The sequence below is a fragment of the Weissella kandleri genome (assembly GCF_045504165.1).
In the GTDB taxonomy this organism is placed as follows: domain Bacteria; phylum Bacillota; class Bacilli; order Lactobacillales; family Lactobacillaceae; genus Weissella; species Weissella kandleri_A.
On the sequence record NZ_JBJJNY010000007.1, the window covers coordinates 42,531 to 68,004 of the forward strand.

Annotated in this window: 23 protein-coding genes; 2 read left to right on the forward strand and 21 right to left on the reverse strand. The window is 38.9% G+C overall.

The annotated features are described in order from the left end of the window. Positions 1-116 precede the first annotated feature (116 nt). The 6 genes from ACJQWY_RS04710 to arcA form a co-directional block, all read right to left on the reverse strand. Complete coding sequence (locus tag ACJQWY_RS04710; RefSeq protein WP_407076598.1) at positions 117-2,207, reverse strand: hypothetical protein; 2,091 nt, start codon at positions 2,205-2,207, stop codon at positions 117-119. Positions 2,208-2,433: 226 nt separating this feature from the next. After that, entirely contained in the window at positions 2,434-3,585 is a 1,152-nt protein-coding gene (locus ACJQWY_RS04715; protein WP_407076599.1) for a polysaccharide pyruvyl transferase family protein, read from the reverse strand. Between the two features lie 191 nt (positions 3,586-3,776). Further along, a complete protein-coding gene (arcC, locus tag ACJQWY_RS04720; RefSeq protein ID WP_407076621.1) occupies positions 3,777-4,718 on the reverse strand; it encodes a carbamate kinase in 942 nt (313 codons plus the stop codon). Positions 4,719-4,752: 34 nt separating this feature from the next. Then, complete coding sequence (locus ACJQWY_RS04725) at positions 4,753-6,198, reverse strand: basic amino acid/polyamine antiporter (RefSeq protein ID WP_407076600.1); 1,446 nt, start codon at positions 6,196-6,198, stop codon at positions 4,753-4,755. Positions 6,199-6,209: 11 nt separating this feature from the next. Further along, positions 6,210-7,256 (reverse strand): ornithine carbamoyltransferase, encoded by a 1,047-nt coding sequence (gene argF, locus ACJQWY_RS04730; protein WP_407076601.1) that lies wholly within the window; start codon positions 7,254-7,256, stop codon positions 6,210-6,212. Between the two features lie 132 nt (positions 7,257-7,388). After that, entirely contained in the window at positions 7,389-8,630 is a 1,242-nt protein-coding gene (gene arcA, locus ACJQWY_RS04735) for an arginine deiminase (RefSeq protein WP_407076602.1), read from the reverse strand. 435 nt (positions 8,631-9,065) lie between these two features. On the opposite strand from arcA, the gene ACJQWY_RS04740 reads away from it, so the two are divergent. Then, positions 9,066-10,205 (forward strand): PucR family transcriptional regulator, encoded by a 1,140-nt coding sequence (locus ACJQWY_RS04740; protein ID WP_407076603.1) that lies wholly within the window; start codon positions 9,066-9,068, stop codon positions 10,203-10,205. 106 nt (positions 10,206-10,311) lie between these two features. Here ACJQWY_RS04740 and ACJQWY_RS04745 read toward each other — a convergent pair whose 3' ends face one another. The 9 genes from ACJQWY_RS04745 to ACJQWY_RS04785 all read right to left on the reverse strand — a co-directional run bounded on the left by ACJQWY_RS04745 (position 10,312) and on the right by ACJQWY_RS04785 (position 17,675). Beyond that, on the reverse strand, positions 10,312-10,590 hold the full coding sequence (locus tag ACJQWY_RS04745) for a hypothetical protein (protein ID WP_407076604.1): 279 nt from the start codon (positions 10,588-10,590) through the stop codon (positions 10,312-10,314). Continuing rightward, the gene (locus ACJQWY_RS04750; protein WP_407076605.1) at positions 10,590-10,814 is read right to left on the reverse strand and encodes a hypothetical protein; all 225 of its coding nucleotides are present in this window, start codon (positions 10,812-10,814) and stop codon (positions 10,590-10,592) included. The genes ACJQWY_RS04745 and ACJQWY_RS04750 overlap by 1 nt, the downstream gene beginning before the upstream one ends. A 201-nt stretch (positions 10,815-11,015) precedes the next feature. After that, positions 11,016-11,906, reverse strand: coding sequence for a YihY/virulence factor BrkB family protein (locus ACJQWY_RS04755; RefSeq protein ID WP_407076606.1), 891 nt, complete (start codon positions 11,904-11,906; stop codon positions 11,016-11,018). A gap of 143 nt (positions 11,907-12,049) precedes the next feature. Further along, positions 12,050-12,904 (reverse strand): undecaprenyl-diphosphate phosphatase, encoded by an 855-nt coding sequence (locus ACJQWY_RS04760; RefSeq protein WP_407076607.1) that lies wholly within the window; start codon positions 12,902-12,904, stop codon positions 12,050-12,052. Positions 12,905-12,956: 52 nt separating this feature from the next. Further along, positions 12,957-13,964 carry a DUF4097 family beta strand repeat-containing protein gene (locus tag ACJQWY_RS04765; RefSeq protein ID WP_407076608.1) on the reverse strand — a complete coding sequence of 336 codons (1,008 nt, stop codon included), beginning with the start codon at positions 13,962-13,964 and terminating at the stop codon, positions 12,957-12,959. Further along, positions 13,957-14,589 (reverse strand): DUF1700 domain-containing protein, encoded by a 633-nt coding sequence (locus tag ACJQWY_RS04770; protein WP_407076609.1) that lies wholly within the window; start codon positions 14,587-14,589, stop codon positions 13,957-13,959. The genes ACJQWY_RS04765 and ACJQWY_RS04770 overlap by 8 nt, the downstream gene beginning before the upstream one ends. A gap of 222 nt (positions 14,590-14,811) precedes the next feature. Continuing rightward, the gene (locus ACJQWY_RS04775) at positions 14,812-16,107 is read right to left on the reverse strand and encodes an LCP family glycopolymer transferase (RefSeq protein WP_407076610.1); all 1,296 of its coding nucleotides are present in this window, start codon (positions 16,105-16,107) and stop codon (positions 14,812-14,814) included. 112 nt (positions 16,108-16,219) lie between these two features. After that, positions 16,220-17,176, reverse strand: coding sequence for a thymidylate synthase (locus ACJQWY_RS04780; RefSeq protein ID WP_407076611.1), 957 nt, complete (start codon positions 17,174-17,176; stop codon positions 16,220-16,222). A 13-nt stretch (positions 17,177-17,189) separates the two neighbouring features. Beyond that, the gene (locus tag ACJQWY_RS04785) at positions 17,190-17,675 is read right to left on the reverse strand and encodes a deoxycytidylate deaminase (RefSeq protein WP_407076612.1); all 486 of its coding nucleotides are present in this window, start codon (positions 17,673-17,675) and stop codon (positions 17,190-17,192) included. 252 nt (positions 17,676-17,927) lie between these two features. Between ACJQWY_RS04785 and ACJQWY_RS04790 the strand changes: the two genes are divergently transcribed. Beyond that, on the forward strand, positions 17,928-18,158 hold the full coding sequence (locus ACJQWY_RS04790) for a Veg family protein (RefSeq protein WP_407076613.1): 231 nt from the start codon (positions 17,928-17,930) through the stop codon (positions 18,156-18,158). Between the two features lie 116 nt (positions 18,159-18,274). Here the strand turns inward: ACJQWY_RS04790 and ACJQWY_RS04795 are convergent, their stop codons facing one another. From ACJQWY_RS04795 to metG, 6 genes are all read right to left on the reverse strand, one after another. Further along, entirely contained in the window at positions 18,275-19,654 is a 1,380-nt protein-coding gene (locus ACJQWY_RS04795) for a hemolysin family protein (RefSeq protein ID WP_407076614.1), read from the reverse strand. Between the two features lie 102 nt (positions 19,655-19,756). After that, complete coding sequence (gene rsmA / locus ACJQWY_RS04800) at positions 19,757-20,644, reverse strand: 16S rRNA (adenine(1518)-N(6)/adenine(1519)-N(6))-dimethyltransferase RsmA (protein WP_407076615.1); 888 nt, start codon at positions 20,642-20,644, stop codon at positions 19,757-19,759. 11 nt (positions 20,645-20,655) lie between these two features. Then, positions 20,656-21,213, reverse strand: coding sequence for a ribonuclease M5 (gene rnmV, locus ACJQWY_RS04805; protein WP_407076616.1), 558 nt, complete (start codon positions 21,211-21,213; stop codon positions 20,656-20,658). Beyond that, on the reverse strand, positions 21,203-22,015 hold the full coding sequence (locus ACJQWY_RS04810; protein WP_407076617.1) for a TatD family hydrolase: 813 nt from the start codon (positions 22,013-22,015) through the stop codon (positions 21,203-21,205). Before ACJQWY_RS04810 ends, rnmV begins: the two co-directional genes overlap by 11 nt. Before the next feature lie 502 nt (positions 22,016-22,517). Next, positions 22,518-22,694: a hypothetical protein gene (locus ACJQWY_RS04815; RefSeq protein WP_407076618.1), complete on the reverse strand. Its 177-nt coding sequence runs from the start codon at positions 22,692-22,694 to the stop codon at positions 22,518-22,520. A gap of 517 nt (positions 22,695-23,211) precedes the next feature. After that, positions 23,212-25,248, reverse strand: coding sequence for a methionine--tRNA ligase (metG, locus tag ACJQWY_RS04820; RefSeq protein ID WP_407076619.1), 2,037 nt, complete (start codon positions 25,246-25,248; stop codon positions 23,212-23,214). Between the last annotated feature and the right edge of the window lie 226 nt (positions 25,249-25,474).

Below are 25,474 nucleotides of genomic sequence, written 5' to 3' on the forward strand. Positions count from 1 at the left end.
TATTTATAATAGCATAATTCCAGATAAACTACGTAATTTTCACATATTATTCAAAATCTTAACTAGTTAAAAAGCCATACCTAATTCATTAGATATGACTTTTATCATGATTGATTTTATTCTAAAGCTCGACGTTGCCGTGCCCGTCTGATTAGATAAAAATTAATTATCCCTATAAGCATATACATTCCAAAGATTAGATAATACTTCGGGTAATCAACCAACGTCTGCTTTGCTTGCCGTTCAAGTGTAAAGGTTGGTTCAATACCATTATCCTGCTTTTGATTCCGCTTTACTTTCGCATCATCTGGCCAAGCAATCTTCTTGGTTGTATAAATAAACATCCGTGAATCAGCAATATCATGTTGATTTTGATTCACAACTTGCATCGTATAAGTACCCGGATGTAATTTTACCGGATAACGATTCGTGGCGTTGACCGGCAAATCAGCAACTAGCTTCTTTTTCGCATAAATTTTAATATGCACCTTCGCCGCTTCTTCCGGTGTCAATGCAGCATCCCGAATTTTTGCGTTTAAACGATTTGAGAAATTATACACCTTAAACTTAAACTCATATTCCGAGTTCGCCTTTAATTTAATCGGGCGTGAAAAAGTATAATCTTCATACGTATGCGACAAAGTCGGTTGATTAATAATCTGTCGTTCCCCTAGGATTGGCCGATTAGTAATCGCCCCCACTAGCAACAATGACATACCAAGGGCACCCAAACTCAATAAGATTTTCGACTGATTTTGCCAGGCAAGTGGTCTCCCTTCATCCTCCACAAACCCTGATAACATAAATAAGAACGGCCAAATTACAATCCCGTATCGATCACGCGTTTCCCATAGTAAAACATGAAACAAAAAGACACCAACGATTGCCAAAGTACTAAAAATAATAATTGATTTTCGTTCATCGTGAATTTTAAATGCTTGCCATAGCGTAATTAACGCTAAAGTAATTAGCGCGATATAAATTGGTTGCGTCAATTGCGCCATCACATAACTAGCCGATATAACATTCAAATGCTTTTGCACACTAATTACATTTGAGAAATCCATTAATGTTAAGCCGCGCGCAAAAGTATAGCGAATTTTATGCCAAAAATGCTCTAATAAAGCTCGCTTAGACATAAAATCAAGCCGAGCTTGAATCGAATTTTTTAATTCTACCGTCCGTTTGGGTTCTTTCAAACCATACCAACCCCAGGTATCCTCGACATTTGTTTCACCAGAAGTACCTGGGTTTAATCCCATATTAATCCACGAAACCGTGGGCATTTTGATTTGCTCGGTCGTCTGGAAATTAGTCTGTTTTTCAACCGATTGGCCTACTACATTGACTGCCCCAAAAACAACCAAAATCAAGCTCAGCATCCCCAACTTTTTAAACCAAGATTGTTTCACTGTAAAAATTAAAGCTAAAATTAGCGCAATCCCAATAATTAACAAATTTTCGCGCACAAGCATTCCAAAGGCCAAACATAAGCCGGCTCCCGCTAGCGCCCACCAGCGCTGTGCGGTGCTTTGCGCATAAACAAATTTAATCCATAGGCCTAGCGTAAGATAAAGCACGGTCACGCCTAAAATATCATTATAGATGAAAAGATTAAACAGCCACATTGGGAAATAGGCTAGCCCAAGTACTAAAAACCATTTCGCATTAAACTTTGGAATTTTACGACTCTGTTGAACTGCAAACCCTAAACTAAGATCATATAAAAGCGTTTGAACTACTACTGCCCCCAAATAATGATTAGTAATACCTAATACATTAAATCCCCTATAAATCACGGACCAAAACAGTGAAATCATGACATTGTTGGGGTAAATTTGAAAATACTTTAGCCAATTAAAATTTCCATTGGCTAATTGTTCCGCCTGATCAAAAACATAACCAGTATCGGTACCAACTGGCCGCTGAAAATTGAAAATAAATAAAGCCTGTACCAATAAAATTCCTAAAATAATAAATAATAATTTATTTTTATTCAACTGCCGCAGCTTCCGCATACTAAATAGTAAGGCCAAGACCGCAACCATCGTCGCCCCCAATCGGTAAAACGCGTCCATTAACAAAGGCGTTTCATTCGGCGCAACATTAAAAGGCTGACTAAAAAGCGCACTGGCTAATATCAGCAAACTAATAACGATTCCAAAGCCTAAAAACACGGCATTAAAAAAACTAATACTTTTTTTCATCGATCCTATCCTATATATTAAATTTTAAAGCCTCTTTGGCACTCTTTAGGCAGTATATCATTATTTACTACCTTTTTAAGCCCGAACGTTTTTATGTTATATATTCTTAAAGACTTCTATCAGCATTGATAATCCCATTATTAGTAATTACCAAATAAGATATTAAAAAAGCATGACTATACTGAACATACCGTCATACTTTTTCACAGACAAACTGTCACAGATTCTATTTCTTAGGATAGAGGTCATTTTTGGCCATGCGGATTTTATTCTTAGCATTTTGTCGAATTCCCATCAGCTTCCAACTATTAATTGCCGGCTGAATCGTTGCATGCTCATCCAAGGGATTCAAAATTTGCCAACCAGTTCCTAATTCATTCAAGGAATGATGCTTATTTTCATAATAATCACCGCCTACTAATACAGCCGTCCCTTTAACCCCTAGTAGCGCTCCAATTACGTGGAAATGATACCGTGTGCTAAGCCAAACCTGATCTTCTTTATATGGTAATCCTTTTTGCCACAAATCCCAAAAACCAAAGAAAGTCATTCGCGCTTTAATTTCTGGATATTGATCAAAATAATCGCTGAAAAATAGCCAATTATCTTGTTCAATCATTGCTTCCATCACCCCAATACTCTTCTTAGCATTTTCTTCAGTTTGCAAATAAGCCACCAATTCGTTCAAAAAGGCATCACGCTGTTCATCAGTAGCAAACGATTGAATAGCTAACAATATATCTGGATGGGCGGAATTTTCATCAAGTTGAATTGCGTCCAATTTCTTCGCCATAAAGACATCGTCTAGCTCCAAAGTCGTCCCTGCAATTTCAGCGCTGCGTGCATCACGCACCCCCAAGTAATCAAATATAGGAATATAATCTTGGGCGAGACTCGCTTGATATTCAGGCGTTATGGGCGTCAGGCCAAGACCGGTAGCTAAAAGCTTAACTTTAGGATTTTGGTCTTTCACAAACTTCAATAATGGGAAAAAGAGATAAGTTTTTTTAAATGCTTCAGAAGTCACATCAAAATAACCGCCACCCAATAAATGAATTGAATCCGCCCTTAACAAAAAGTCAATGCCAGCCTGGTTCCGCGGATCACCCCCGGATAAAGCTGCAATTAAAGCTTCTGGATGATCTAAATCAGCGCCATCATGCTCCGCCTTATAGATGGCATTCCAGACCGTATCTACGAATTTAACATGGGGGAAATCATCCCCAAACAAAAATTGAGCCCGTGCTGGGAACGGAACATCTAACGTCAATTCAACATTTGCTCGATTTTTACTAAAGAATTTTAACCAAGTGCGCACGATTTGTTCATCCCCATAATTCGGATAACCGGCCGTTGAAATTAAATATACCTTATTCATCTAATAGTCACCTTCTTTCAATTTATTTTCCATATTATTTTTCATAATTTTACCATTTTTCCTTCATTTTTGCATAATCATTCTTGATTTAACCTTTTTAAATAAGGCTACCAAAACACAAAAAATGCTCCAACTTGAAGCAGTTAGAGCATTTTATCTGAATCTTATTTCAAATGGGGATTTGAAAAATTTTACTTTACAATATGCGTTCCCGCATTATCGTTCATCAAAGCTTCAACATTATCCAAACCAGTCACAACGGCTTCATTTCCAGTCGCCTTAACGAAATCCATCGCTGCGATAACCTTAGGCAACATTGAGCCCTTCGCAAATTGATTATCAGCCATGTAAGCTTCCATTTCAGCAACCGTGACTTCAGAAAGCTTCTTTTCATCTGGCTTGCCAAAGTTAATAGCGATATTATCAACAGCTGTCAAAATAATCAATTGATCTGCGTGAACTAATTCAGCGAGCTTTTCAGAAGTAAAGTCCTTATCAATCACGGCTTCACTACCAACATAGGCCCCGTCTTTTTCAATGACAGGAACACCACCACCACCACCAGCTACCAAAACAGTTCCAGCGTCAACTAAGGTTGAAATCGATTCGCTCTCGACGATATTAATTGGCTTTGGTGAAGCAACAACGCGCCGGAATCCCCGACCCGCATCTTCAACCATGGTCCAGGTTGGATTAGCTGCCTTTACTGCCTCAACTTCGTCAGACGAATAGAAAGGTCCGATTGGTTTTGAAGGGTTTTGATAAGCGACATCATTGGCATCAACTTGCGTCCGTGTCAACATGGTTGCCACGTGCTTATCGCCTAGACCTGCCTTCTTTAACTCTTTATTCAAAGCATTTGAAAGCCACAAACCAATTTCACCTTGAGTCATTGCCCCAACCGTGTCCAATGGCATTGATGGATTCTTTTCACTTGAACCCGCCTCTTGTTGTAACAAAAGGTTTCCAACTTGTGGCCCGTTTCCGTGGGTAATAATAATTTGATACCCATTCTTAACGAACTTAACTAATTGATGTGCTGTGGCTTCCAAAGCCAATTCTTGCCCTTTAGCAGATGGATCATCAGTTAAAATGGCATTTCCGCCAAGCGCTACTACGATTCGCTTCATTATTCATTCTCCTCATTTGTTATTATTCTTATTAAGCCTAAATTGTGATAAATCCAGTTGCCAAGGCAATAATGGCCCCAATTGCGACTAGAATTAAGACAACTGATGCAATCTTTTCGTGATTAGAAACTTCATAACCATACTCCTTACGAGCACGGAAGTAGAAGATTAAACCAATGGCATACAAGACTGTCGTTAACCAAAGATAAGTTAACCCTGCTAACAAAATAGCCATCAATTGGAAGGCCAAGGCAATCAAACCTTCAACAATCCAACCAGCCTTCTTCTCTTGCATTCCTAACTTCATTTGGTAAGCACCAACCAAGAAATAACATACAATAATCGCTGAAGTACACAATGAGTAGGCGAATGTATAAGCTTGATCAGTAAACAAAATTGAAATCAAGAAAATTTGAATAAATCCTTGCGTTAGCCACAATGAATTGGCTGGAGCATTATTTTTATTCATCACTCCAAACCATGATGGCAAAATTTGCTGCTTAGTCATCAAACTTGTTGCTTCAGATGGCAAGATTGTCCAGCTAATCCAAGCTCCAAAAATGGTGATAATCATTCCCACGGCGATGAACGCACCACCTAAGGTTCCAGTCATTGATTGGAAGAGGTACAAAATAGCAGGGCTCTTCATCTTAACTAATTCTGATTGTGGTAAGTACCCATATGGTAACATCGTTAGGAACACATAGATAACTAACAATGAAATCAATCCGATAACAGTAGCCTTACCAGCATCAGACTTCTTCTTGGCACGGCTAGCCAACATGGCGGCCCCTTCAATACCAACGAAGACCCACATCATCGCCATCAAGCAGCCTTTCATTTGTTCCATGAAGCTCCCTGATCCGGTGAAACTTAAACCTGAAAAATTAACTTGTCCGGCTGTATTGACAATAAAATTACTCCAAAAATGAGCTGTAAATACGTCAAATTTAAAACTAATTGCTGCCATCAACGCAAATGCTGCCAACGGTACCAACTTACATACGGTTACAATGGCATTAATCGCAGCAGCTGATTCCACGCCACGAGCCACAAACCAAGTCAAGAACCATGAAAGCAATGATGCCACCAACACAGCTTGCCAACTATTTCCAGATTCAAAGGATGGGAAGAAATATCCTACCGCTGACATCATCATTGTAGCAAAGGCAATATTGCCTAGCCACGCTGATAACCAGTAACCCCAACCAGATACGAAGCCTACATAGTCACCAAAGCCGGCACGGGCGTAATCCGAAACACCTTCTAATTCCGGTTTAAAGAGCACCAAGTTCTTCAATGACAAGGCCAGCGCCATGATTCCAATTCCAGTAATTCCCCACGTTAAGAGAGTCACTCCTGGTGTCGCTGCACGCGCCAAAGTGGTTGGTAAGTCAAAGATTCCTGCACCAATCGCACTTGTAATAACCATCGCAATCAATGCAAATAATGAAATTCCGTTATTCTGCTTTGCGTTGTCCATGGTCTAACCCCTTAGTCTTCTAATGCTGGTACTTCAGGGATAAAGAGATTTCCCAAAGTGGCAGCCATAATGGCCTTAATTGAGTGCATCCGGTTTTCAGCTTCATCGAATTGACGAGCATACTTACTACGGAAGACTTCATCAGTAACTTCCATTTCAGTGATACCATACTTAGCCTTAACATCTTGACCGTACTCAGTTTCAGCATCATGGAAGGCTGGCAAGCAGTGCATGAAGATCAATTGATCATCAGGAGTTCCTGTCATCTTCATCATCTCCATGTTAACTTGGTAAGGCTTCAACATGTTGACACGCTCTTCCCAATTAGTCTCACCCATTGAGACCCAAACATCGGTATAAATAACATTTGAACCTTTAACACCAGCAGCGATGTCATCGGTAACCATTGGCTTAGCACCACTATTCTTAGCAAAACTGTTGGCAAAGTCAACCACTTCTTGTGATGGGTGCAATTCCTTAGGAGCAACGATGTGGATATTTACCCCAAGCATTGATCCAGTAACCAACAATGAATTAGCCATGTTGTTGCGACCATCTCCAACGTAAGTCAAAGTCAAGCCCTTCAAGTGACCAAAGTTTTCCTTTACAGTCATAAAGTCGGCAATCATTTGCGTTGGGTGCCATTCGTCAGTTAAACCGTTCCAAACTGGAACACCTGAATACTTTGCCAATCCCTCAACATCTTCTTGCTTGAATCCACGATATTCAATTCCATCAAACATGCTTCCCAAAACAATCGCAGTGTCTTCAACAGATTCCTTCTTACCAAGTTGGATATCATTGGCTCCCAAGTATTCTGGGTGAGCACCTAAGTCGATGGCTGCAGTAGTAAAGGCTGAGCGAGTCCGTGTTGATGCCTTAGCAAACAATAAGGCAATGTTCTTACCTTCAAGATAACGGTGTGGGATGTGTTGTTGCTTCAAAGCCTTCAAATGCAATCCAAAATCAACGAAATATTGAATTTCAGCAGGTGTGAAATCTTTTTCAGCTAACAATGAACGTCCTTGGAATACTGAGTTTACTTTTGCTTCAGTCATAATCTATTATTCTCCTAAAATTTTTAAGGTCTGTAACGTCAAATCCAGACCATCGTTTGGGATACGAGTGGATATCCGAATTTCAATGATCTGGCTTTAACTTGCGATGCTATTCGATTTTAATGAACTAAATTAGTTCAAATTATCACGCCACAATGGTTGGCTCATGCAACGAGGACCACCACGACCACGTGACAACTCACTTGAAATAACCTCGTGTACTAAGATTCCGTGCTCACGTAACATTTGGTTTGATACGTAGTTACGGTTATACGTAACAACTTCACCAGGGGCGATGGTCAAGGTATTTGAACCATCATTCCATTGCTCGCGAGGGGCAACAATTGGATCACCATTTCCGGTTTGGATCAAATCAAGTTCTGAAACCTTCAAAACATCCTTCAAAACTTGCTCCAAGTTAGTGCGGTGCTCCATGTGGATTTCACCATCTTTACCAGGAGTCAAGATGTAAATGTTCATTGAACCTTCAGCGTCCATGATACCTGGGAAGACAGTAAATTGATTGTAGTTAACCATCGTAAAGACTGTATCCAAGTGCATCATTGCGTGGTTATGAGGGATCTCAACGGCAACCACAGTATCGAAGTGACTGTTTGGATTTGAGAAGAACTCTTTAGCCAAACCTTCGATTGAACGTGATGAAGTACGTTGTGAAACTCCAATGGCCATAACGTGATCATTCAAGATCAATTCGTCTCCACCTTCAATGCGAGTATCGTGATTCCGGTCGCGCCAGATATCAACCTTACCAGCAAAGCGGGTGTGGTACTTCATGATGTACTCAGTAAAGAGTGACTCAGGACGACGAGCTTGGAATGTCATATGGTTAATCGTCATTCCACTACCCATTGATGCTTGTGGGTCACGCGTAAAGTAAGCATTTGGCAATGGATCCAAGAAGAATGGATTTGCGGCATCGCTTCCAGCCAAGTCGTGCAATGAGGCAGTCTTGATTGAAAGCTCATTCCGACGAACTCCAGCGTATAACTTTGTGACCATGTCCTTAACTGACATGCTCGTCAAATACTCCTTCAAAGCGTCATGTGTTGCACCCATGGCATATCCTTCTTCGGTCAAATATGTTTCCAAGAAGTTGTCGCGAATTTCTGGTGACATTGAAAGGGTCTCAGCCGCTAAGTCTTCAATGTACAAAACTTCAGCTCCGTTTTCCTTCAAAACATTAGCGAAGTAATCATGCTCTTTTTGTGCAATTTCCAAAAATGGAATATCATCAAACAACAACCGTTCCATTGTGTCAGGTGTGATGTTTTCAATTTCAGCACCAGGACGCTTCAACAAAACTGACTTCAACTTACCAATTTCTGAATTGACTTGAATAGCTTTTTCAGTCATGATCGTGCTCCTTTGTAATATATAATCTTAAAATGTGTTGTGTGTAGTTCAGAAGTTCTTAACTTCCTTACGCTGTCTATAATAAAGCGTTTACATTACTTTCGAATAGGGTCATAATAACAATGATGATTGTACATTTGCACAATGAAATTTTTAAAACTTTTTGGTATTAATTTTTGCATTGAAAAGCTGACTTTTTTGGCCTTATAATGAAGGATATCTTCAGGCTTTGTTATCTTTTGAATAATTTTTTACCATCTATGTCGCAACCGTATGCCAATTGCGTAACATTTAAGGCTGCTTTTCAAATAAAAGTAATAAATATTCATTTATCACCAATTTAATTTTTATAAACACTTTATTAATACATACTTTTTAAATAATTATGCAAATACACAATTGTTCAATCTGATTTTAAGAAAGTAGGTCCACATCATGGGAATCTCAAAAAAAGCAGCTCAAGAATTACTCAACCAAAACTTCTACCATCATGAATTAAACTTAACTATTCTTGACCCCAAAGGTAATATTCTTGCCACCAATTACAATTCAGCTTCAGGACGTCTCTCAACCAAACGTATTCAAGCCCTGATGCAACATGTCAACCAGAGTACCTCAAAATGGGTTGAATCCTCTGACTTAGACGGTAACACCACTTGTATTAACACACTTTTTCAAGAAGAACTTTTAATCGGTTATCTCTTAATCTTTGGTCCCACTGAAAAAGTGCAAGGCGCCAATCAGCTAATTTTAACCATCGTTAATATGTATTTAAATAGTAACTACAAGTTCGACTCTAATGTGCCTTTAACTGATCGTGAACGGTCTGATATCTTCGTTCGTGAGTTACTGCTTACCAGTAAAAATCCGCGGCCTTCCCTCAAAGAAGAGGCTGAACATTTTAATCTAAATATTGAAAATCCTGTATATGTAGCTGTTATTTATGCATCACAACCAATTAAGAAAAAGCATCCACTCTACAATTTACGTAACCGTATCAATGGACGCTCCCTGCTATTAAAAAACAACGTTTTGGTGTTAGTATTTTCATCCAATACCGCGTTAGAATATATTAATTCCTGGAAAGACGACACTATGCATATTGGTGTTTCCACCAAACGGCGCGACTTTTCCGCGGCCTATCATGAAGCTGTCGAAACAATTCTATTCTTGGAATGGCTGGATCCAGAACAATGCACCGAGAATCAAATTCACACTTTCAATGAATTTGAAGCCTTGTTACCTCTAATTGACGCCCAAATTGATGTTCAAAATTTAGTCGAAAACTTGGCCCAATTAGATCGGAATTATGAGCACCATGAATTAATTCATACTTTTTGGTATCTTTTGAAAAACGATGGGCATATCAAGCCAACTGCCGATAATTTGCATATTCATCGCAATACTCTCACCTTTCGCATTGAATCCCTCAGCAAGTTATTAAATATGGAACTCCAAGCATTCGATCAACGAGTACTAGTTTATATTGCTTTATTGAAATACTTTACCTATGGACTCACTGCCGCTCTAGAAATGGCTGATAAACTTTTAGAAGCAGATGTTCATAATGTATAAACATTCACACAAACCAAAACTTATTTATGTATATTTAATCAAAAGTCGCAAGAAAATTCCTGCGACTTATTTATTTTGTTTTAATTAAAACTATAAATATTCATTTTTAAAATAATAATTCATACTTTCGACGAGCATAACGGGCATGTACCGCACGCGTTTCAAACGGCAGACGCCGATTTCCCTTACTATCAACTAACCATTTCATCTTTAACATTGTATCCATCACCCGTCGAATCACATCTGGTGATAAATGATCTTGGACCTGGGTTAAACGAATAATCACTAATTTGCCCGTTTCAGTATTATTAGCAGGCTTCAATTCAAATAATAAATCTAACTGTAATTCATCCTTAGGTAAATATTTTGGATTCCGTTCCACCATTATTGATTCTCCTTTTGATTCATTTTATGCGCCTTAGTATCAATTAAGCGAATTTCATGGGTTGTACTTTCCACCCCTAGCTCAAGTAACAAGTGCGCTAAACCTTCGACTTCATTTTCATGAGTATCTGGACTAATCATAAACGTCCGCGTAATTTTTTTCCCATCGTGCGTTTGATTAATAATCGCCGCCTTCTTCGTATGCATCGTCGTCTGAATTACCATAAATTAAATTCTCCTTCTTTTTTGCAGCTGCTTTTTGCTCCCGGTACTATTAATAACGTTTCCCTTCGAATCTTGTGCTCAAAAAAAGCCAACATTTCTGTTGACTGACCTTTTAACGGCTCAAAAACCGATAATTCAATTTTAAAATGTAATTTATCAACATGCCATCAAGACTTGGTATCTTCATCTAACGCCGGTGTCTTACTTTTTTTCTTCTTGATATTCCGTCCGATTTAACGTCTTATTAATTTTATCTAACCAGCGACTCTGACTAGGCCAAATTTGATTTAAGACCGACGTCACAATCGTCCCAAATAAAACAATCGTCGCAATTAGATTCAACCACAGCATCAAGATAATGACCGAACCCACCGCCTGATAGAATGAGTATGAACGCCCCGCAAAGTGGACATACAGTCCAAATCCCTTGGCCAATAACAACATCCCCAAAACTTGCACTAGCGAACCAACTAAAACCCACTTAAACCGGGGTTTAATGGCTGGTATGACAAAGTTAAAAAGCGTTAATCCAATAAACAGACCTGTCGGAACCGCCGCACTTTTAATTAAATCAATTTTTTGAACAATCTCCATCGGCAAAGGTAAAGCCTCTAATAAGTTATTACCAATTGAAGCGATGATCACCAAGGCCCCCATGCAGCCAATTAAAAAAATCATCCAAATTAATGAAATAGCACGCCCTAACAGCGTATTTTGTTTTATTTCAATATCATAAATCGTATTTTGTGCTTTCCGAATACTCGCTACGACCTTAGAAAATGACCACAATGCAAACAAAATTGTAATCGAAACCGTCCCAACACCGGGATGCTGCAAAATTGACTTAATCATTGGAAATAAGATATTCGTAACCGTTGCTGGTACATTTGCATCCAAAAAATGCATTACATTTTGCGTTGTTAGACCAAAGAACGGCAAAATTGTCGCCAATATAATAATCGCGGGAAATAGCGATAATAAACTATAATAAGCAATCGCTGCCGTATCCATTGATAAATCTGCTCGATTAAAGGTTTCCAGTGAGATTTTAAAATATGGGTTATTGATTAATTTCTTAATTATTTTCTTCATTGCTTTCCCTTACAATTTCTAATCCATATCTACCACGAGGATTGTAATGCCTTAATTTTAAGATATCAAAGAATACATTTCAACCTTGAACCCTAAAAGACAGAAAAAAGCTTAGGTCCAGCGACCTAAGCTTAAATTGATGCTTACATATACAAAACGCCAAAAACTCCCAAAATAACAACCACAATTCCAAGAACGATTCGGTACCACCCAAAAGCCTTGAAATTATTATTTTTAATGTAATTCAACATAAACTTAATCGCAAAGAAGGCTACCAACCATGAAATCAAAAAGCCTAGAATTAATACCAAGCTTTGCATGCCGGTAAAAGCACCACCTTTCGCGAAGAAGCTCCCTAATTTAAGGATTGAAACTCCCACCATGACTGGAATACTTAAGAAGAATGAGAATTCTGCAGCGGCAACCCGTGAAACACCTAAGAACATTGCCCCCAAAATTGTTGCCCCAGAGCGTGAAGTTCCTGGAACAATTGATAAGATTTGGATCAAACCGATTGCCAAGGCCAACTTATATGACATCTTATTTAAATCGGTCATCCAAGGTTGCACATCTTCGCGCGCATTATAATTTTCCAATAAGATAAATAGAATTCCATAAAACATCAAAGCGCCTGCAACCACCGTCGTTGTCATAAAATGCGCATCCATATAATCATTAAGAAGCAAACCAATCACTGCCGCCGGGATGCAAGCGACAATGACCTTCATCCACAAGCTCCACGTTTGCTTTTGTTCAAAATGGGTTTTACTAGGAGAAAATGGATTCAACTTATGGAAATACAGTTGAATTACCGCCATAATCGCTCCCAATTGAATGACATAATCAAAAACATTCATAAAAGATTTGGTCCAAACCGCACCACCAGGGATATGCATCAATGATTCAGCAATAATGATATGACCAGTTGATGAAACGGGTAAGAACTCCGTTAATCCTTCCACAATTCCAATAACTATGGCTTTAATAATTTCAATCATAAGTTTTCCTCTTCTAAATTTGATATTTATCAGTATACTACAAAATTAAATTTTATTGATTCACCGTAATATTTCCATCATACGTTGCCAAAACGACTTGATCATCAACATGATTATTTTTCATAAATGAACGCGGCTTCTTTTGGCCGTGCCACATATTAACACCAGTATTTTGGACTTCCAAGCGATAGCCTTTGACTTGCAACTGTTTAGTTGTAATATTTCCATGATTAGTCATCATGAAATTCGTACCGTGCAATTGAACTTGCTCAAGTTGGTAATTGCCTTCACCCGTTTGCGCTAACAACTCTTGCGCCGAGACATGTTTCCAATTTGTATTCCCACTCCCGATATTCAATGATGTTTGGCCCAACTGACTTTGAGTCACATTGACATCCGCTTGCACCACGTGCATTTGCGTTTGTTCAAGTTTCGCGCCATGCACCTGCAACAAACCAGTTGTACTATCTAATTTCAAATGTTTAGCCTGACTACGATCAAAATTTAATAATCCCGCTTGGCTTGCTAATGTAATTTGATGCCCCTTTGTCTGTTGCAAGCTCGTTTGACCAAAATTATTTCTCGTTTTTAACTTCAAAATTTGTACTTGCTTGAGCGTCAAATCACCACTTATAGTTTCCAGTTTCACATCTTGTAATTTAGTATTAGCCGGCACTTGAATTACGACTTGTTCGTTAACGTTAACCGCATCCGAAAAACTAGGCATCTTATTAACCGCGTCATGATAACTTAAGGTTAGTTTTTGCTGGTTAGTTTGCATTGATAGACCCGCCGCATTCGTGACATGCCCAGTCACCTGCATCCCTTTTTTCAGCTTGGGATTGCTTTTAACCGTAATATCTAAATTATCGCCCTGAACGTCTAGGCTCTGGATATTAGGATAATTGGCCTGAATCTGTTTATTTTGCGGCACCCAAAAATGACCATGATGCCAAAACACTTCCGACCCGCCCCCTCGCCAAGAGCCAACCAAAACCATACTCAAACCGACCGCAACAATGAGAAAGCCAATCACAATTGAACGTAGCGCTTTACCCATTTTGCACCTCCGTAATTTGGGCATATCGTAAGCCAACGGACTTCGTATACTGCATCAACCAACCCATTAAACCACGCATCATCACGCTCATAATCGGCCAAGCGATAAATTGAATTCCAATTAATATTACACCAATCCCGCCTTGGAAAACTCCCACCGCAGCATGGTGTCCCAAAATCGCAATCCCCGCCACAATTTGATAAATCCCCAATAATAGCATAATCATTAACAAAATATCAGCTAAAACAACAATCACAATCAAGACAAATAATGCCAAAAAGATTAGGAACATGGTCGGATACCAGGCAATATTAGAAGCCATTGAACCAATAATCAGACCGAGTAAACTAAATTGACGTTGAATCCGGCGTATTCGGTATTTAAATATACTTTCGCCCCGATTTGGCACCGCGTTTTCATCAATCGTGTCAACATCAATCGAATATTCAATCATAGCTTTTTGTGCTAATTGCCGTGGCGTCCCTAAAGCTTTAATTAACGCTTCACCACTTAGCGTATGTTCCGCCGCATAATTTCGATAATCTTGTATAATTTCATTGCGTTTCTCAGCTGGTAAATTTGACAAGTGTCCTTCCAACTGCGAAAAGTAAATATTACTTTCCATTGTTAACCCCTCTTACTCCAAGCAGTTATGCACCGTCAGCATATTTTATCTTTGAAGACTAATCCTCACTGCAATTTTATAATACTATTCTCTATATAATACACAAAATTCAACAATTATTAAAGCCTCTCACTCATGATTATCAAACAAAACCCAATTTACCCAATTAAAAAACCGACCGTTTGGACAATGCCAACCAGCCAGTTTTTCTTAAATCTTTAATTATTGTCCATATCCATCTAGCGTTTCATTCGCCGTAGTAGATGCGCCGGCATTACCTAAGGTACTACCAGTTGTGCCTGCCGTACTACTATTATCATCAGCTGTTTCTTCAGCTGCTGTTGGTAACTGGTACAAGGCCAATTTAGCATTTGAGACATTCCCCGCATAAAGCGGACCAGTTTTCGCCTTCTTCAACCCTAATGACGACCGTAACTTATTCGTAACTCGCTGCTTCTCTGATTGCGTCACGTGTTCATATGAAGTGCCCGCAATCATATAACCACCACCTTGCAAATGATCATTTTTAATATTAGAGGCGGCTGAAACATACTTTTGTACGATTAACATCATATCGTCATATGTTAAATCAGTAAGCGCATTTTTAGAAATCGTATCTAAGAAGCTTTGGTTAACTAGCTTCGTGGGATTAGACTTCGCCTTTTGCATAATTCCTTGCAGGACCAAACGTTGCCGGGCAGTTCGACCATAATCACCTTGCGGATCATCATAACGCATCCGTGAAAAGGCCAAGGCCGCTGCGCCATTCATCGTATTTGAATACGTATATTTATCATCTGTGGCGCCCTTATTCAGGCCAACCCGCGTTGAACCTTTGGTAAAGCTATACAAATCACCTGAATCCGCAAAACCATAGTCATAACCTGAATCCGCATGTGCTGTTAATGGATTATATTTGAAAGTTAATGGTGATTCAACTTCAATTCCACCAACTTCATTGACCACATCTTCCATTCCATGCATGTTGACCATCCCATAAAAATCAATTGGAACATTCAACCACTGCTGAACTGTCTTAATCGTGGTTGCCTCTTTCCCAAATTCATACGCAGAATTCATCTTCTGCGGGAACTTTGATTCATATCCAACCGGCGCAATCACCGTATCGCGTGGAATGGAAACTAATGTGGTAGCCTTTTTCTTAGGATTAACTGTCATCAACATAAGGGAATCCGTGCGACCAGCATCTTCGCGACCCAATTCTCCCGTATCAGTCCCCATCAATAAGACTGTAAATGGCTTACCTTGCGTTAGAATCTCCGAGGTATCGCGTGATTTTTTCATACCTGAGCTTTTAAACGTCTTATTAACTGCTTCATGAATACGCTGATAAGTATTCGCAGCCGTAATCCCTAAAATGACTCCTAGGACCCCGATGATCACTAAGACAATTCGAAATACTCTTAATTTCGATTGACTTTTCCTTTTCGAGTACATATTATTACGCGAAATTCGGCTATATTCCGGTTGCGTCGAATTTTGTGGATCATTATCCATAATTATTCTCCTTTGATTCGGGCAGAGAAGCCCCTTTTGCTTGCAAATTTAAAATATAATGGCCGTCACCATAAATAAAAATATTATATCTTACCATTTTATACTTTTTAATTTAGACTGCAACTGGTGCTTTAATTCCTGAGGCCGGATTATAGCCCTCGACTTTAATGTCATCCATCTCGTAATCAAAAATACTATCAACGTTTGGATTCAACCATAATTGTGGTAAAGGCTGCATTTGCCGCGCTAATTGCTTCTTAACTTGTTCAAGATGATTCGAATAAATATGCGCATCCCCAAACGTATGAATAAATTCACCCACGGACAAACCAGTTTGCGCAGCTACCATATGTAATAGTAGCGCATATGACGCAATATTAAATGGCACGCCTAAGAAAATATCGCCAGACCGTTGATATAGTTGTAAACTTAAGCGTCCATCCACCACATAAAATTGGAAAAGTGTGTGACATGGTGGTAGAGCTTGCGAAGGAACTGCTTCGGGATTCCAAGCTGAAACAATCAAGCGGCGTGACGTCGGATTCGTTTTAATGGCCTCAATTACGTCTTGAATTTGATCTATAAACCCACCCTGGACTTTTTCCCAGCGACGCCATTGTGCGCCGTAAACTTGCCCTAATTCGCCAAATTCAGCCGCAAATTGATCATCATTTAAAATACGATCACAAAATTTTTGATGTTCTTCAGTATATTGCACTTTGAAATCTGGATCCGTCTGAACTCGATGTCCAAAGTCCGTCATATCTGGCCCAGTATATTGGTCTGATTTTATCCAGCGCTCAAACGCCCATTCATCCCAGATATGATTCTTATGTTCGAGCAAATAGCGAATATTGGTATCACCCTTTAAAAACCATAATAATTCACTTTTAATCAAGCCAAAAGCGACTTTTTTCGTTGTTAATAGCGGGAAACCTTCGCTCAGATCATACCGCATCTGTCGCCCAAAAACAGAATAAGTTCCTGTTCCCGTTCGATCAGCTTTAAAAGTACCATTTTCTAAAACATCTTGCATAAAATCAAGATAGGTTTGTTCATTCTTACTCATCTTTTAAGCTCCCTTATTTTTTATCAAGATAATCAGCAAAATTAAATGCTTTTAAATCGTCTAAAGTCAAATTAATCCAAACACTCTCAACGTTCTTTTGAGCTAATAATTCTGCAGCTAATGGTTCTTTGCGATAGCTTCTTAAATAATTAATTTTCTTCACACCAGCTTGCAACAAAAACTTTGTGCAATGTAAACACGGATAATCTGTTACATAAATTTCCGCACCATCCGAAGTGCCTCCATTTTTTGCTAATTGTAATAGCGCATTTTGTTCAGCATGTACCGCCCGAAGACAATGTCCATCTACTAGGTAATGCCCCACTTCATCACAGTGTGGCGTGCCACTAACAGCGCCATTATAGCCACTGGCAATTAAGCGTCCATCCTTGACTAAAACGGCGCCGACATGCCGACGATCACAAGTACTGCGCGCTGCTAGCATCACCGCTTGCATCATAAAATATTTATCCCATTCAATTCGCTCTATCCGTGCCATTACCAAGTCCCCTTTTCGTGTTTCCATCATAGCAAATGATTAACCCATTTAATAGTGTCAAAAATTATGGATTTTATTGCAATTTTTTAATTTTTAGCGGAAAAACCCCATTAAAAGGCACTTGTAAATATTTGTGAATCATTGTATAATGGTAATTGGTATTTATTGTCGTTATACAATCGGTCAATATGACTTGCGTCCTTGATTTGATTGTCACTACGAACGCGTTTCGTAACGAAAGGAAGTGTTCATATGCCAACAGCATTAGCCGAAATTAAAGATAAGCTCGACGCTCATATTGGAGACGCTGTCACTTTGACAACCCATGAAAGCCGTCACCGTAACATCGAGCATGAAGCAGTTGTCCGTGAGACATTCCGCTCCGTCTTTGTCCTCGATTTAAAGCAAGAGGGGGATCAATTTGATCGTGCCTCATTTAGCTACACCGATATTTTGACCAATAACATTGAACTAAATTTTTAGTCATTATAGCAAATTAAATGAATGCTTGATACCGCAATGGTTAAATTAACCGTTGTGGTTTTTTCTATTTCCAACAAAAAAACGCGTTGCTCAATTACAACGCGCGGCTTTATTATTTAATCATTAATTACACTTGGGCTAACTTTATCTTGGGCTTCCATTAAATCTTCGTCCGTTAATTCAATCACTTCAAAATCATTAATATAGGCATCCTTATAATCAAGTGGAATAATCTTAAAGCGTGAAACTGATACTTCAGTTCCCACTGTAATATCTTGATTACTATCCAAAATAAAGCCTGTCAGCGTTACCATTTCAGAATCACTAAAGGCCTTAATCTCAACCTTAAAGTAACGCTCGAAATCAAACAAAGTCAACTTACCATTAACTTTGTAATGCATCCGACCTTCATCGTCAGAACCAATTTTTTCAATTAAATCATCAGAAACGTCGTCAATTTCATCACGGACCGTTCCAAACAATTCTTCGTAAACGTCTTTATCTGTAACGATTCCAGAAGTCCCGCCGTATTCATCCTTAACCACCACAATTGGGGCACGATGCGTAATCATTTCTTGCAAGATATCTTGAATTCCTTGTGTTTCAGAAACATTCGGAATATTGCGCAAAACAATACGCACAGAAGCATCAGGATTAATTCGCATTTGTCGTACTAAATCATAACTAAATACATAACCAAGGATCTTATCCTTGTCATTATTGGCAACCACAGGTAATCGTGAAAACTTGTCTTCCAAGTACATGGAAACCGCATCCCCAATAGTGGCTGTAACATCAATCACTGATAACTGAGTTCGATCAATCATGATATCAGCAGCCTCTTTATCGTTCATTTCAAAGGCCCGCTTCATAAATGCGACGTCTTCTTGATCAAGTTCTCCCGCCTGCGCGGCATCTTCAGATAATGATATAATCTCATTTTGAGAATAAATATCTTCATCCGGGTGCGTACTAAAGCCAAGGAGCTTGGTTACCTCTGCCGCTGTCCGATCGAACAAGAAAATCAAAGGGTACAAAATCACGTGGAAGAAACGCACTGGCCGAACAATCAATAATAATGTTCGGACTGGGCGATCAATCGCAATATTTTTTGGTACCAAATCCGTAAAGACTGCGTGAATAAACGTGAAAATCAAAATCGCTGCAACCGAAGCAACTGGTTGCGCCATGCTAGCTGGCAGGATATGGGTAGAAAGAATCAAAGCTGCAATGAATGATTCTCCAATCCACCCTAAAATCAAACTCGTTAAAGTGATTCCCACTTGTGCTGTTGAAAGATATTCCGTTAGGTGCTCTGTCATATGCAAAGCACCTTCTAAATTACGACTAGGCTTAACCCCACCAGCTTCGATCATAGCCTTCAAGGCACTTGGCCGCACTTTGACCAGTGAATACTCAGTAAGGGTAAACAAAACCGCCAACAACAAAATAACAACGATTGCAATTATATTATAGATAATGGACGCAGAATCCATAGGAAATAGTACCTCTTTTCTTATTATATACTTTTTTCAAGTAACGCTTATTATACTGAAATAAAATCTTTAACACAAGCCATTATCGACTATTTTATTTGATTAGTAAACCCCTTCAGCTGACAAGGCATTATGTAAGGCAATAAACTGCTCTAAGGTGAGCTTTTCAGCCCGAATTTTAGGATCAATTTGCACCTGCTCCAATGCATTCAATAATTTTGTCTGCATCGTCCCAGTTTTCCCAAAGGCTGTGGTTAAATTATTCCATAATGTTTTCCGCCGCATCGCAAAGCCAATTTTAAACAATTCAAACAATTGACGTTCATTTTTAGGTAAAATTTCCAACGGTTCACGTGGTTCCAAGACAACAATCGCTGAGTCCACATTTGGGTTTGGAATAAATGATGAGCGATCTACATTAAATGCAACATGCGCCTGCATCCGATATTGAACGGCCAAAGACAATGAACCATACTCCTTAGTTCCAGGCTTAGCAGCCAAACGATTAGCAACTTCTTTTTGCATCATGACAACAATCGCTTCAAATGGCATCCCCGTCGCTAAAACCTGCATTAAAATTGGGGTCGTAATATAGTATGGCAAATTAGCAATTAACTTCAAAGGCGCCGTGGGGTCATTGAATTCAGTGGCCACTGCCGTTTCTAAATCAACCTTCAAAATATCTTGATTAATAACTTTAATATTTTTATATGGAGCCAACGTTCCCGCCAAAACTTCAATCAAACGATCATCAATTTCATAAGCCACCACTTCTTTGGCCGCCCGGGCTAATTGTTCTGTTAAAGCTCCAATTCCAGGCCCAATTTCAATTACATTATCACTCGCCTGAACATTTCCCGCCTGAACAATCTGCCTTAAAATATTTAAGTCAGTTAAAAAATTTTGACCAAGTGATTTTTTTGTATTAATGCCATATTGATTCATTATGGCCTGCGTCCGTAATGGGGTCGCAATATCTGGATAATCCATCTTTTCCCTACCTATTCATCTACTTCTAACGTGGCCAACACTTGCTTAACGGTTCCTTTTTGAATCCCAAACATCTGTAGGCGCTTTAATAACTGTTTCCCATTCACATACCCTAAGTTCAACGTTTCCGCCAATTGTGTCCGAAGTTTTGCTGATTTGGGACCATTGATTAGCCCCCAGGCCAATAAGTCAGAACGTTGGATATTTGAGTGAACAGATGGCTTTTTTTCATCACTCACCGCCTGCAAGACGCTTTGAATCGTCGCGATGCTAGCATACTCTATTCCCAAGCTATGATGCTTAATTTTAGCCCCTGCCGCATCTTTAGTTAAAAAAGCATGCTTTGCGTCGGGGACAAGCGTGGTGATTATCTTCCGCAATCGCTCACCATTATAATCTGGATCAGTAAAAATAATAATCCCGCGTGTCTGTGCAGCACGCACAATCGCGCCCTGAGTCGCTAAATTTAGCGCTGAGCCATTCGTTTCAATCACATCAGCCGTCACCGCTTGCTTAATTTTAGCCGTATCCGCCTTGCCTTCGACCACAATTACTTCATTAATTTGCATGCGGGATTTTCCATAACCGGTGCGCGTTTTCAGTCGTCACTTTAGCCAAATCATTATATTCCATCCCCAACGTTTCTGCTAAGCTAGCGATGGTATGGTGGACATACATCGGTTCATTAGGCTTCCCCCGCATTGGCACAGGTGCCAAATAAGGAGCATCCGTTTCCACCAAAATACGATCTAATGGTGTCTGCTTAGCTGCTTCCCGGATATCGTCGGCATTATTAAATGTCGCAATCCCGGAAAATGAAATATATAATCCCAAATCCAAAAAGCGCTTCACCTCTTCGACATTTCCGGTAAATGAATGCATAACGCCACCAAATTCTTGAACGTCGCTTTCTTTTAATTCTGTATAAACATCATCAAAAGCATCGCGTACATGAACAGTCACTGGTTTATGCATGTTTTTAGCAAGGGCGAGTTGCGTTTGAAAGGCTTGCTTTTGCACCACTGCATCCGGATTTTTATCCCAATAGTAGTCCAGTCCTGTCTCTCCAACCCCAACCACTTCTGGTTTTGCGAGTTGTGCTTCTAATATCTTCACCTGTTCTGTAGTTAATTGCTCAACATCTTCTGGTTGAAAACCAACAATTGCTTTAATGCCTTCAAACTGATCAGCCAATTCGATTGCACGGGTATTCCCCTTAGCATCGAAGCCAACCACATTCATTTCCATAATGCGATATTCACGCGCACGCGCCCAATATGCCGCTGGGTCGCCCCAAAAAATATCTTCATTTAAATGCGTATGCGTATCATAAGCATCCACTGGACGCTTCGTTGGATCATAAATCGCCATTACTCTCTCCTTAAATCATATTTCTTACCATTATAACAAATTTATCCCTAAATTAAGGGGTTCTCCACAATGTTTACTTAGTTTCGCGCTTATTGCCACAAACATGAATAAAATAATAAAACCCTATGCTGGTTAGACATAGGGTTAAATTATTTTAAGGAGTAGGTATATGAATATGGTTGTTAAAAGGGGGACTTCCCTTTCAACACAAATAATCATATCGCATCGACCTTAAACAGACTTTAATTCAAAAATAAATTAAGCTTAAAAACCATCTTTTTTGAATTTAACTCAGCTAAACATAATAAAACCCCATGGTGGTTAGGCATGGGGTTTTACTATAAGAAGTAGATATTATGAATATGATATTGAGAGGTTACCCTTCAACGTTTTTAATAATACTGAACGTACCTTAAAACGAGGTTAATGTTAAGCTAAATGAACCTTAAATTTATCAGCATATTTAATTAGCTAGCTTCAATTCGTCTTCATTAGTAGTCTTTTAGGTTGAATAACCGGAAATTAGTATTTTATTACCATCAGAATATTTATAATGATAAGAATCGTCATTATCTTTCTTATCATCAGCCCCAGACCCAGAAATGGATCCTAAGTTCTTTCCCGCTATTTTATTAACAGTATTCCAGCCATCTTTATCCCATGCCACTTGTTTTTTCAATCAAGCCCCATTACTCGTGAATCACAAGACTGATTTTTGAATATTATTCTAAACCATCAGATGATTCCTAAAAAACAAATCTTCATCAGCAACGCTAATAATAGTTGATTAATCCTAAAATCGTTGTACTTAATAATAAATATTTACCTAAGTTCATTATATCGACCCTTAATTAATCCAAATTTTAAGCACCTACATACCAGACTCACACTAAAATAATTACTTTTCTTCGTATACAATAGTCATCACACTTAATTTTCCGTTTATTACTTATGACATGATTCATTTTTACCGAAAAACGAGTACGTATTCATGCCTAATTTACTTATATATTTAAAACTGCTTCAACCGTTAATTTAAAGTAATTTAATACATAAAAAAACTCATGCTGTTTAGCACGAGTTTAATTATTTTAAGGAGTAGGTATATGAATATTGTTCGTTGTCCAGCTCTCTGACCTTTCAACAATGATTATATTAACGTACTAACCTTAAAATAAAGATAAAAGGACATAATTTTATCCCAAATTCGATCCAACCTCGATTTCATCAGGCAAAATAGCTAATATAACGTTACCATCTTTTTCAGCTGACAACAGCATTCCTTCTGAAACATATTTCTTCATCATCGTCCGAGGTTTTAAATTGGCAACGTACGCCACTTTTTTGCCAACCAATTTTGTATAATCAGGATACCACTGCTTAATCCCTGACAAAATTGTCCGTCCCTCAGCTGATCCATCATCAAGTTTAAACATCAAAAGTTTCTTTGACTTTTCAATTTCAGAAACTTGTTTAATCTCAGCAACTTTCAAAAGGACCTTTTCAAAATCATCAAATTCAATCATCGCAGTTGTCGATTCAGCATCCATTGCCTTTGTCTCTTTTTCTGCTTGATTAACTTGCGCTTTCGCTTTTTTAACACTAGCGGTCTCTTTACCGCCACCCATCATCGAGTCACGAATATAAGCCACTTCAGCTTCAACATCAATTCGAGGGAAAATAGGTGTCCCCTTCGGCACTACTGAACCACCAGTTGGCAAATCTGCAAAATCGATATCAAGAATCTTTAAATCACTTTCTTCTAACCCAAGTTGCTTGAAGATTTCAGCTGGCGTATGCGTCAAGACTGGTTGCAATAAAATAGCAATCACTCGCAATGAAGCTGCCAAGTGGGCCATCACTGAAGACAACACTGCCTTTTGCGCTGGATCTTTAGCTAAGACCCAAGGCTCGGTCTCATCAATATATTTGTTTGAACGCGCAATCAACTTCCAGACTGCATCTAAAGCATCTGATACATGCAAGGTTTGCATATTTTGATTGTAATCATCAATCGTTTGCTTAACCACGTCCGCCAAATCTTGGTCAAAGGGTGTCGCCCCCGTTTGTAAAGCTGGAATGATGCCATCCTCATACTTATTAATCATCGCCACAGTACGATTTAACAAGTTTCCCAAATCATTGGCCAAATCAAAATTTACTTTGGCCACGAAATCTTCAGGCGTGAAAATTCCATCATTTCCAAATGGCATGGCCCGTAAAAGATAGTAACGAACCGCATCGACTCCATAGCGATCAGCCAACACATCAGGATAAACCACATTTCCCTTTGATTTAGACATCTTGCCATCTTTCATCGTTAACCAACCATGACCAATAATTTGCTCTGGTAATTCAAGACCTAACGCATGTAACATGATTGGCCAATAAATTGTGTGGAAACGTACAATTTCTTTTCCTAATAATTGCACATTAGCTGGCCAAAATTTCTTGAATTTACTATCGTCATCAGATCCGTAACCCAATGCAGTAATATAATTCGATAAAGCATCAATCCAAACATAAATAACATGCTTCGGATCAGACTCAACAGAAATCCCCCATTTAAATGACGTTCGAGTCACCGCCAAGTCTTCCAATCCTGGCTTAATAAAGTTATTAATCATTTCTTTCATACGACTGGCTGGCTGAATAAAATCAGGATGCTTTTCATAATAGTCTAACAACCAATCAGCATATTTTGACATCGCAAAGAAATATGATTCTTCTTTGACCAATTCAACTTCGTGTCCTGAAGGAGCCTTTCCACCGGTTACATTACCATCTTCGTCGCGGTAAACCTCTGCTAATTGAGCCTCTGTAAAATACTCTTCATCATCAACAGAATACCAACCCTCATACTCACCCTTATAAATATCACCTTGTTCTAATAACTGGTTAAAAATTTTTGAGACAGCTTGTTCGTGTTGTGCATTCGTCGTACGAATGAAACCGTCATTTGAAATATCCATTTTACGCCAAAGATCTTTAATCTCGGCTGCCATTTTATCAACGTAAGCTTGTGGGGTGATACCCATACCTTCAGATTTTTGCTCAATCTTCAAACCATGCTCGTCAGTTCCCGTTAGATAGTACACGTCTTCATCCAATAGTCGATGATACCGCGCAGCAGCATCAGCCAATACAGTCGTATATGTATTACCAATGTGTAATTTACCTGATGGATAATAAATTGGTGTTGTTATATAAAATGTCTTTTTATCTTGCGTCATTTCATTCCTACTTTCTTTCGCTACCACAAATGAGTCGTGCGAGATTTAGTGTTATTATCTGCTTCATTACTTTAATCCGTTCTTTTAATTATATCAGAATCAAGACAGTTATATCTACCAAAAACCAATTTGAAGATAATTGTTATTCAATGTCAATGTAAGGCACAAAAAAAGGCTCATCATTACTGATGAGCCTTTATCTTGCATCGCGACTTCCTATCCTCGC